General features: G+C 60.2%; 2 protein-coding genes and 4 pseudogenes. 3 read left to right on the forward strand and 3 right to left on the reverse strand.

Annotated elements, in window-relative coordinates; translation table 11 throughout:
* Positions 1-239 precede the first annotated feature (239 nt).
* Positions 240-1319 (reverse strand): annotated as a pseudogene (locus G3N58_RS33395) (IS3 family transposase); the annotation flags it as partial.
* A gap of 4 nt (positions 1320-1323) precedes the next feature.
* Between G3N58_RS33395 and G3N58_RS33400 the strand changes: the two are divergent.
* Positions 1324-1864, forward strand: a pseudogene (locus G3N58_RS33400) (transposase); the annotation flags it as partial.
* A 73-nt stretch (positions 1865-1937) separates the two neighbouring features.
* Positions 1938-2930 (forward strand): annotated as a pseudogene (locus G3N58_RS34665) (ESPR-type extended signal peptide-containing protein); the annotation flags it as partial.
* Between the two features lie 8 nt (positions 2931-2938).
* On the opposite strand, the gene G3N58_RS34670 reads toward G3N58_RS34665, so the two are convergent.
* Entirely contained in the window at positions 2939-3145 is a 207-nt protein-coding gene (locus G3N58_RS34670; protein WP_346778318.1) for a hypothetical protein, read from the reverse strand.
* A gap of 244 nt (positions 3146-3389) precedes the next feature.
* Between G3N58_RS34670 and G3N58_RS34675 the strand changes: the two are divergent.
* Positions 3390-4001: pseudogene (locus G3N58_RS34675) on the forward strand (adhesin); the annotation flags it as partial.
* An 8-nt stretch (positions 4002-4009) separates the two neighbouring features.
* Here the strand turns inward: G3N58_RS34675 and G3N58_RS34425 are convergent.
* Positions 4010-4722 (reverse strand): hypothetical protein (locus G3N58_RS34425; protein WP_241017343.1); only part of this gene is annotated, 713 nt, incomplete at its 5' end.

Raw genomic sequence — 4722 nt, forward strand, 5'->3', positions numbered from 1 at the left:
CTTGGTGATTGCCTCCATAGCGTACTCTTGCCGGGGAGGCGGGGGCGACCATCCCATTAACACAGTCCTATGCCTACCCGTTAGTTTAAGCGGGAGACTGTGTCCGGCGATTCAGGGGGCCGCTCCAGTCTGTATTAAATATTCCTAGAGCGTGTTAGGCGCTTTCAGCCAAATGTGGAAACCTGGCGGAATTGGACTTGACCCAGCAGGATCGGACACAGCATCACAGTAAGGATTACTGAATCCATCGAGCGCCGGAACTCGCGAGGCGAGCGGTATTTCAGCGCGCTATGGGGATGCTTCTCGTTGTAATTCTCGACCGCGATGGTACAGATTGCGTGCCGCAGTCGCCGCGTCTGGCTTTCACATGAAGGCGACGTTATCGCGTTTCATGGCCTTCACGGAGCTCTCGGCCATCCCGTTACTTTGTGGGCTGCGCACCGGCGTGGTCAATGGCTTCAGGCCGATGACCACTGCGAACCGGCGCGTGTCGTCGGCCGTGTAGCCCGAACCATTGTCGGTCAGCCACTCGATTTCGGACGGTGTATGCAACGCATTGCCAAACCGATTTTCCACTGCAGCAAGCATCACGTCACATACGATGTCGCCGCTGCGGCCCGCCGTCGTGGCCGCCCAGTTCATTGCTTTGCGATCACAGCAGTGCAGCACGAACGTCACGCGCAGCGGTTCGCCGTTATCGCAACGGAACTCGACGCCGTCCGAACAACGCTGGTTGCTGCGCGCCACGGCTACCTTGCCATCGTGCCGACGTTGCGACCGAGGCTGAGTCAGGCGGCGTTGCATCAGCAGACCATGCGCACGCATGACGCGATAGATGCGCTTCACATTGAGCGGTACCTGTCCGGCAGCAACGCGTTCATTGCGCAACGCTTCCCAGACGCGGCGATAGCCATAGCTGGGCAAATCACCAACAACCCGGCGGATTTCTTCGACCACCACCGCATCATCGGTCTGCCTGGATTACCGCCCATCGCGCCATGTGGCCGCGCGCCCCCGGCGTACCGATACGTTCGGGCGCGACACGCCGGAAACTTCACAAACCAGTTTCACCGCTCATCCTCCGGCAGCGACGGCGAGTACGCCATCCATTTTTTTGCAGGACCATACTCGACCGCTTCGCGGGGAATCTCGTCCTCCATCGTCTTTTTGCCAAGCATCCGCTGCAGCTCGCGAATCTGTTTGAATGCATCGGCCCGCTCCGATGCGGGAACCACTCCCTCGCAAACCTCGACCGCCAACAGGCTCCTGTCCTGGTACAGCGTGCGCCAGTGGAACAACTGGTTCGGGGTCACGCCGTGCTAGATGGTCAACGATTTGCGCTCGGTGCAGCGCGTGGCGCAGCAGGGTCATTCTCGATTGCCGCACGTTGCAGTCCACGCGCAAAAGCGGACCGTGCGCGGGCTATGGCTCTCACAAGCGCAGGCGGGGCAGCAAGGTTCATATGGCCGTCGACACGCTGGGCCTGCTGCTCGCTGTACACGTTACGCCCACCAACGAACAGGAGCGCGCACAGGTCGACGAGCTTGCCCGCCAGCTTGAGTACGTCACGGGGCAAACGGTAAAACACGCCTTTGCAGACCAAGGCTATATCGGCGACACAGTTGCGCAGGCCGCACACGCCGAAGGTATGGAGTTGCAGGTCATCAGATTGCCCGAGGCAAAGAAAGGCTTCGTGCTGCTGCCCCATCGCTGGGTGGTCGAGCCCAGCTTCGGATAGCTGAATCGCTTCAGGCGACTGGCACGCGATTGCGAGCGCCTGCCCGAGACCCTCGCAGGCAGGCGCTTCATCGTCTTCGCCATGCTCATGCCTGTCCACGCCGTGCCAGTACTTCAAGGTATTTAACACGCTCTAAAGTGGCTGGGACGAAAAACGAAAGTAGTAATTTTTACATATAAAATATCGGAGTGCTAATAATATGAACCGGATCTACCGCGTCATCTGGAATGACGCGCTTGGTACATGGGTTGCGACATCGGAAATCGATTCGGCGCGTGGCAAGCCGAACAAGTCTTCGGTTGTTGCCACTGTTATTACGGCATTGGTGATCGGGATACCTTCGCTTGCCAATGCAAATACTGTCAATACAGTGCAGTCGTGCAATACCGGAAGTTCGGGTGTAGTTGGTCGCGTCAATCCAGGACCAACGTCGAGTAATGCCGCGGATGGATCGGGTACCTATTCGATGGTGGTTGGTTGTAACTCAAGCGGCAACGGAAATTTGGGGGTAACGGTATCGGGTGCGTTTGCCAAGGCAACGGGTACCGGTGCGACAGTTTCTGGCCTGCTGTCGTCCGCGGGACTGTTCGGGACGGCGGCGGGTCTTGAATCGACCGCGAGCGGCACAGCGGCTACTGCGCTTGGCTTCGGTTCGACTGCCAATGCGTTGAATTCAGTTGCAATTGGTGGTGCGGGTGGTAACGGTACGACGCCGTTGTCGCAAGCTAATTCCGTCATCGCGTCAGGTTCTGGCGCGATCGCGATCGGTAGCAATGCGACGAAGGGGGCGCAGGCGGCCGCATCGGATTCGATCGCCCTCGGCGGCCAGTCGTCCGTTGCAGCTGCGGCGACTTCGGGCGTTGCAGTTGGCCGTGCGGCGGCGGTCACGGGAGCATACGGCATAGCACAGGGGGATGGGGCTACGGCGGGCGCGAACGGTACTGCAATCGGCAAGGGTGCGACGGCGGTAGCGAACTCGGGTGATGTCGCATTGGGTTCGGGATCGGTGACGGCGGGACCGAATGCGACTGCGACGGGCACGGTTGGGGACGTGACGTACAACTATGCGGGAGCCAATCCGACGAGCGTGGTAAGTGTCGGCGTATCGGGCGCGGAGCGTCAGATCACCAACGTCGCAGCCGGACGAGTCAGTGCTGCGAGCACGGACGCGATCAACGGATCGCAACTGTATGCGACTAATCAGGCTGTCGGCAGTTTGTCGACGTCGACGTCGACCGCGGTGAGTTCGTTGTCGACAGGTCTGAGTACGACCAACAGCAACGTGTCGTCGCTGTCGACCTCGGCGTCGACGGTGGAAAGCTCGCTGTCGACGGGCCTGAGTACGACCAACAGCAACGTGTCGTCGCTGTCGACGTCTACCTCGACGACGGAGAGTTCGCTGTCCACTGGTGTAAGTTCGTTGTCGACGGGTCTGAGCACAACGAACAGCAATGTGTCGTCGCTGTCGACGGTTGTATCGGCTACGCGCACGCATTATTACAGCGTCAACGACAACGGTGTTCAGGGCGGCAATTACAACAATGATGGTGCGACCGGCATCAATGCACTCTCTGCGGGTGTGGATGCCATCACCAGCGGTTCCGGTGCAACGGCTGTAGGCAATGCTGTCAATGCAGCCGGCGATCAGAGCGTGGCGATCGGTCATCAGTCTACTGCCGCAGCGGCTTCAACGGTCGCGATTGGGGACGGCAACACCGTAAGCACAACTGCCGGACCGGGATCGATTGCGGGTGGTCATAACTCGACCGTGGCGTCGGGATCTGGCGCGATTGCACTGGGGGAAGGTCAGACCGCTTCAGGTAGCGGGGCGATCGCGCTTGGTGATCCGAATACTGCAACCGGGACGGGCGCTGCAGCGCTGGGGGCTAACAACACGGCAAGCGGCGATGGCGCGCTGGCGATTGGCAACACGAACACGGCACAAGGACCGGGTTCGGTTGCACTCGGTCAAAACACAATCGCTGGTACTTCGACGTCCACCACAGGAAGCGTCGCGATCGGCAATGGTGCGACGGCTACGGCGAGTTCGGGCGACGTGGCGCTCGGCTCGGGATCGATCACCGACGTACCTCATCCAACTTCCAGCGGGACGGTAGGTGGTACGACCTATGCCTATGCGGGTACTAATCCGACGAGTGTCGTGAGTGTCGGGACGCAGGACGCGGAGCGTCAGATTACAAATGTCGCAGCGGGACAGGTGACGGAAACGAGCACCGATGCGATCAACGGATCGCAACTGTATGCGACTAATCAGGCTGTCGGCAGTTTGTCGACGTCGACGTCGACCGCGGTGAGTTCGCTGTCGACAGGTCTGAGCACGACGAACAGCAATGTGGCCTCGCTGTCGACCTCGGCGTCGACGGTGGAAAGCTCGCTGTCGACGGGTTTGAGCACGACCAACAGCAACGTCGCCTCGCTGTCGACTTTGAGCTCGACGGTAGAAAGCTCGCTGTCCACCGGTCTGAGCACGACCAACAGCAACGTGGCGTCGTTATCGACCACCATCAGCGCGACGACCAGCAACGTGGCGTCGCTGTCGAGTGGCCTGAGCACGACGAACAGCAATGTGGCGTCGTTGTCGACGTCGTCGTCGACGGTGGAGAGCTCACTATCGACGGGTCTAAGCACAACGAACAGCAACGTCGCCTCGCTGTCGACGTCGTCCTCGACAGTGGCAAGCTCCCTGTCGACCGGCCTGAGCACGACGAACAGCAACGTGGCCTCACTGTCGACCTCGTCCTCAACAGTGGCAAGCTCACTCTCGACCGGCCTGAGCACAACAAACAGCAACGTCGCCTCGCTATCGACCTCGTCCTCAACAGTAGCCAGTTCCCTGTCGACCGGCCTGAGCACAACAAACAGCAACGTCGCCTCGCTGTCCACCTCAACCTCATCGGTCGTCAACGCCCTGTCCACCGGCCTGAGCACGACCAGCAGCAACGTCTCCTCCCTGTCGACAGTCG

Source organism: Paraburkholderia sp. Ac-20342 (assembly GCF_017104985.1).
Classification (GTDB): Bacteria; Pseudomonadota; Gammaproteobacteria; order Burkholderiales; family Burkholderiaceae; genus Paraburkholderia.